Origin of the sequence: Clostridium sp., from assembly GCF_051654825.1 — a bacterium.
Taxonomy (GTDB): domain Bacteria; phylum Bacillota; class Clostridia; order Clostridiales; family Clostridiaceae; genus Clostridium.
Genome location: NZ_JBOFYU010000195.1, coordinates 1 through 5,572, shown reverse-complemented (window position 1 = coordinate 5,572; position 5,572 = coordinate 1). Strand labels below are relative to the sequence as shown.

Genomic DNA, 5,572 nt, shown 5'->3' with positions numbered 1-5,572 from the left:
TCCTTCAGCATCAATTACTAATTTACACTTAGTATTATTAATTATATTTTTTAAAATTTTCTCCCACACATTATCGCTTTTTATCCCTGGCCCAAAGGCTATAATATCTGAATTATTAATAACTTTCTTTACATCATCCCCATCAGAAATATTAACTGTCATTGCTTCAACAAGCTTTTCACTTAATATATCTTGAACATACTCTGATGAAACCAATGTAGTAAGTCCTGTTCCTGTTTTTACACAAGCTTCTGTTGAAATATAAGCAGCACCTGTGTATCCTTTGCTTCCTGCAAATATTGTTGCTCTTCCATAAGTTCCTTTATGTCCATACACACTTCTCTTTTTTAGCATATATGAATATTCTTTTTTATCTAGGGCTACTATTTTTACATTGTGTGTATCCTTAACAAAATCAGGAATACCTATATTAAGAACTTCAACTTTTCCTAAATAATCATAAGCATCATAACTTAAAAAGCCTAATTTAATGACCTCGAATGTATATGTAATATCAGCTTTAACAGCTTTCCCCATGGTTTTTCCCGTATTACTATTTAGTCCTGACGGTACATCAACCGAAACCTTTATTGCCTTACTCCCATTTACCTCATTGATTATATCCATATAGAAATCATTTAAATTCCTATTGAGACCCACACCAAAAATACAATCAACTAGAACATCACATTCCTTTAACCTGATCTTTAATATATCAAGATCACTATGGCTTTTTATATAGTCGATATGACACTTTATATTTTTTAACACTTCAAAATTAGTCAAAAAATCAGTGCTATAATTTCTCCCCTCAGAAATTATAATCACCTTTACATCTTTTCCACTAACTATTAATTTTCTAGCAATTGCTAATCCATCTCCACCGTTATTTCCTGCTCCACAAACTATAAGAAAACCTTTTCCTTTGTTGATAATATTGGACACTACCTCTGTTGCAGCATTCTCCATTAATACTATACTAGGTATTCCTAATTTTTCTATTGTGTACTTATCTAACTTTTTACACTCTTCAACCGGTAATACATACATTAAGCTTCCTCCAGTATGGCAAAAGCAGTAGCACATGTATTACAATGAGATATTGATATGCTTAATTTATAATTCCTATTGCATAATATTTTATCTATATTACTACTTAAATTAGCTATAGGCTTACCTAGTTCATCTCTTAAAACTTCAATTTCATTAAGTGAAAAACCTCTTACACCTGTTCCAAGTGCTTTACTAATAGCTTCTTTAGCTGCAAAATTACCAGCCACAACTTCTGCTCTCATATTTTTACTATTAAAAAGATCAATTTCTTTTTCTGTAAATAATTTAGTCAAAAATCCTCTAGTAGTTTTCATTGCTTTTTCAATTCTCTCTATTTCTATTATATCTGTTCCTATTCCTATAATCACTTAATCACCTCTTTATCATATATTTTACTATAAATATTAGATGATTAAATAGAAACTTCTATTAATTTATAACTCTCTGATCTTCAAGCTCATCAAAGTCATAAATATATTCATCAACATACTCTCCAAGTATATCAACTAAGTGTATTGGTGAAACCTGATGCTTATGCAACATTCTCATAAGCTCACTTACTTTAAACCTATTATTTGATATTAATCTAATTCCATCTCTTTCAATGTTAACAACACGCCCACATTTCAAATCCAGCCTTTCAACTTCTATACCATAGGCTTGACTCTCATTAAAATATTCCTTTGTTACCCTATAAATATATCTTATTTCCTTATCCTCTTCTGTCTTTGTCGTGCACAAGCTATCAACAATATTCATATGCTTCCCCCCTTAGTAACCCAAATTTATATATGATTAGCTATCACATTAAAACAATATCACAGTAAATATCAAAACTATGTCAAACATTGTTTGTTATATGCTTAAAATATTCTTCTATTTTCCAACATTTTTTTTAAGTTTTTTCATATATTGTAACAATATATTACAAATATGTAATATATTAACTTATTACTAAATTTTTTTCTATGTTTTTTATATTTATAATTAATTTTCTAATAAAGTACCCACATCTATAAAGGTATACTTGTATATTAAAGTCGAATAATTCCAATTATTCATTTTCAAATTAAATTGCTCTTAAAATAATAAAGACCTTAAATAACTAAAAAGTATATTTAAGGTCTATTTAAAACATCCATATGATTGTTACAAGACTTTTTCTAGAAATATATTTTGACAATTCTATTAGACTTACGCTTGCTCTTTGTCTAGGCTATCTTCCCTTTCATATTTTCTTTCACCTACAAACTTAAAGTCTTCTGCAACTACTTCTGCAATATATTTTTTTATTCCTAATTTATCTTCATAACTTCCTGTTCTTAATCTTCCACTTAAGCTTATATAACTTCCTTTTTTCATATATTTACAAACTACCTCAGCTTTTCTTCCCCATAAAGTTATTGGTATTAAATCTGATTTTCTTGTACCATCTTGTGATTTAAAACTTCTATCAACTGCGATTATAAATCTTGTAAATACTTTATCCGAATCATCTAATTTCTTTAGTTCAGGGTCACTTATTAATTTTCCTAATAACACTATTTTATTCACCTTACTTAACCTCCTGAATATTTCTTCTTTGATTATATCCACTTATATTTTTTCTATTCAAAAGTAAAATTCTGATAAAAATATATGTTTATCTTAGACAAATTTCTATAAGTAGCATTAGTATTTTAATCAATAAAAAAAGCGCATCTTGCGCCTTTTATAATCTTTGCCTTTTTATCATTGATATAACTGAATTTATTTCTGCTCCTAAAATAAGAATTATGGATGTTATATAAATCCACGTCATTAATACAAATACAGCCCCTAGCCCTCCATATAATCTAGAATAGTTAGCAATATTATTTATATAGTAAGAAAACCCTACTGATACTACAATCCACCCTAAAGTACTTATAATAGCTCCTGGCACTACTTCTCTCCATCTTATTTTCTTTGCTGGAGTATATCTATATATACCTGCAAATATCCATACCATTATAAAGACTATTAAGAAATATCTAGACACATTCCAAAGCCATCCTATAACCTCTTCAAAAGGTAGGACAGATACTAAATACTTTCCTATTAAATCTCCAAATACAAGTAATGCCAAAGATAATACTATTGTCATTGCAAGTGCAAAAGTAAACACCATAGCTACTAGTACTCTCTTTATAAAAGATCTATTTTCTTTTATATCATACGCCTTATTTAATCCCTTTGTAACAGCTCTGAAACCTGAAGAAGCTGACCATATAGTAAGGACTATAGATGCCCCTAATAATCCTGAATTTTGGGTATCTACCACTTCTATAACAGTCTTATCTATTAGCGTAAAAACATTCATTGGTAATATAGTTCTTAATCCATCTAGTATTTCCCCAGAATTTAAATTACTAAACCCTATTAAGGTCATTAAAAATATTAAAAAAGGGAAAAATGATAATATTAAATAATATGCTAATTGAGATCCTAATGCAAAAATATCGTCATTTTTTACTTTTACAATAAAATATATAATAAAATCTACAACAGATCTCTTTTTCCCCAATTCCTCATTTTTCATTCAATCACCACATCTTTATTATTATTTTCCATATCTATCTATTATATAATAGATGCTCAACATTACAAAGTAATAATATCCTTTTTTTCATATTAACTAAATATTATAAATTTGTACTTATTTATTTAAATATTCCCATATAGTATAATCTATATGAGTCTTATTAAAAATTTATTATGAAAGGTTGTTTTTATGATGTTATACGAATTAGAGAACAATAATATTAAGATTATAGCTAGCACTTTTGGTGGTGAATTACATAGCATAAAAAATAAAAATGATGATACTGAATATCTTTGGAATGGTAATGAAGAATATTGGAAATACCACTCACCTGTTTTATTCCCTATAGTAGGTAGAGTAAAAGATAATACTTATAGAGTTGATGGGAAAAACTACGAATTACCTCAACATGGTCTTGCAAGAACTAGAGAATTTGAGATGATTGAAAAAAGTGATTCTCATATTGTTTTTGAACTTACTTGGTCTGAAGATACATTAAAGGTATATCCTTATAAATTTTCACTTAAGTTAACTTATACTCTTTTAGAAAATGGTGTTACTGTAGGCTATACTGTAGCTAATGCTGATGATAATACTATTTACTTCTCAATAGGAGCTCATCCTGCTTTTATGTGCCCAATAGAGTCAACTGATTCAATGAATGATTGTTACTTTGAATTTAACAAGACTGAGAATTCATCACTAATGGTTCTTGACCCTAAAACAGGATACTTCACAAGAGATAGGAAAGAATATTTAAATAATACTAATATCTTACCAATAAGCTTAGAAGTATTTAAAAATGATGCTTTAGTTTTTGATGATTTAAAATCAAATATTATAACTATAAAATCTAAAAATAATAATAAGTCATTATCAATGGACTTTACAGGGTTCCCTTACATGGCATTATGGACAAAAGCTACTGGTGCTCCATTTGTATGTCTAGAACCTTGGTATGGTCATAGTGATTATGAAGACTTTACTGGAGAGCTTAAAGATAAAGCTGGTATTGAAAAATTAAATATAGGTGAAAGCTTTAATGCTTCTTACGGCTTATTTATAAATCTATAATAATATATTAATTTAAATAGAAATTAATAAAACTAGACACTAGCAAGAAAATATTCTTACTAGTGTCTAGTTTGTTTTATTTTAAATTTATTATAAAATCTCTCACTCTATTCAATCTTCACTATTCACGTTTAGATCTTATCTTCTCTTAATATTCCATCCTTGTGGTAATAAACTTTTATATTTTGAAGTAAAATATCTATCATCAACTAACAATAATCTTCCCTTGTCTGTTTCAGTTCTTATAACCCTTCCTGCTGCCTGTAAAATCTTATTTATTCCTGGATAAACATATGCATAGTCAAATCCATTTTCCTTATAATAGTCTCTTACTATTTCACCTTCTTTTGAAATCCTAGGAAATCCAACACCTACTACTATACTTCCTATAAGTCTTCTTCCTGGTAAATCTATACCCTCAGAAAAAATTCCACCTATAACGCAAAAAGCTAATATATTGCTATCTTCCTTAAAGCTCTTTATAAAGGACTCTCTATCGTCTTCATTTAATACTTCTGATTGACATAAGGTATCTTCACATCCATACAACTCTGTAAATCTCTCGTAAATCTTATTTAAATAATCATAAGAAGGTAAAAACAGCATGTAATTTCCTTTTTCCTCTTCAATAAATTGCTTAACTAATTCACATACCTTATCAATATTTTTTTCTCTTTCAGTATATCTCATATTAATTGGATTAGCATAGGTACTAAAGTTATTAGGATCAAATGGAGAATCTATTTTAACTCTATAGCTTTTTTCATCTCCTCCTAATAAATCTATATAATATTTTAAAGGGGTCAGAGTTGCTGAAAATATTATAGTTGAATAACTTTTTTGAACAATGCTAGATAAATTTTTAGATGGATTTACACAAAA

Annotated in this window: 7 protein-coding genes; 1 reads left to right on the top strand and 6 read right to left on the bottom strand. The window is 28.1% G+C overall.

Features of this window, described 5'->3' with window-relative positions; all coding sequences use genetic code 11:
- The 5 genes from ACRDBA_RS11180 to ACRDBA_RS11160 form a co-directional block, all read right to left on the bottom strand.
- Window positions 1-1,050 (bottom strand): NAD(P)H-hydrate epimerase (locus ACRDBA_RS11180; protein ID WP_438572996.1); only part of this gene is annotated, 1,050 nt, incomplete at its 3' end.
- A complete protein-coding gene (gene acpS / locus ACRDBA_RS11175) occupies window positions 1,050-1,421 on the bottom strand; it encodes a holo-ACP synthase (protein WP_438572995.1) in 372 nt (123 codons plus the stop codon). The genes acpS and ACRDBA_RS11180, both read right to left, overlap by 1 nt.
- A 61-nt stretch (window positions 1,422-1,482) precedes the next feature.
- A complete protein-coding gene (locus ACRDBA_RS11170; protein WP_438572994.1) occupies window positions 1,483-1,812 on the bottom strand; it encodes a DUF6514 family protein in 330 nt (109 codons plus the stop codon).
- A 435-nt stretch (window positions 1,813-2,247) separates the two neighbouring features.
- Complete coding sequence (locus ACRDBA_RS11165) at window positions 2,248-2,607, bottom strand: single-stranded DNA-binding protein (RefSeq protein ID WP_438572993.1); 360 nt, start codon at window positions 2,605-2,607, stop codon at window positions 2,248-2,250.
- A 157-nt stretch (window positions 2,608-2,764) separates the two neighbouring features.
- A complete protein-coding gene (locus ACRDBA_RS11160; protein ID WP_438572992.1) occupies window positions 2,765-3,613 on the bottom strand; it encodes a YihY/virulence factor BrkB family protein in 849 nt (282 codons plus the stop codon).
- Between the two features lie 195 nt (window positions 3,614-3,808).
- Between ACRDBA_RS11160 and ACRDBA_RS11155 the strand changes: the two genes are divergently transcribed.
- On the top strand, window positions 3,809-4,690 hold the full coding sequence (locus tag ACRDBA_RS11155; protein ID WP_438572997.1) for an aldose 1-epimerase family protein: 882 nt from the start codon (window positions 3,809-3,811) through the stop codon (window positions 4,688-4,690).
- A 138-nt stretch (window positions 4,691-4,828) separates the two neighbouring features.
- Here ACRDBA_RS11155 and ACRDBA_RS11150 read toward each other — a convergent pair.
- Window positions 4,829-5,572 (bottom strand): ATP-dependent DNA helicase (locus tag ACRDBA_RS11150; protein WP_438572991.1); only part of this gene is annotated, 744 nt, incomplete at its 5' end.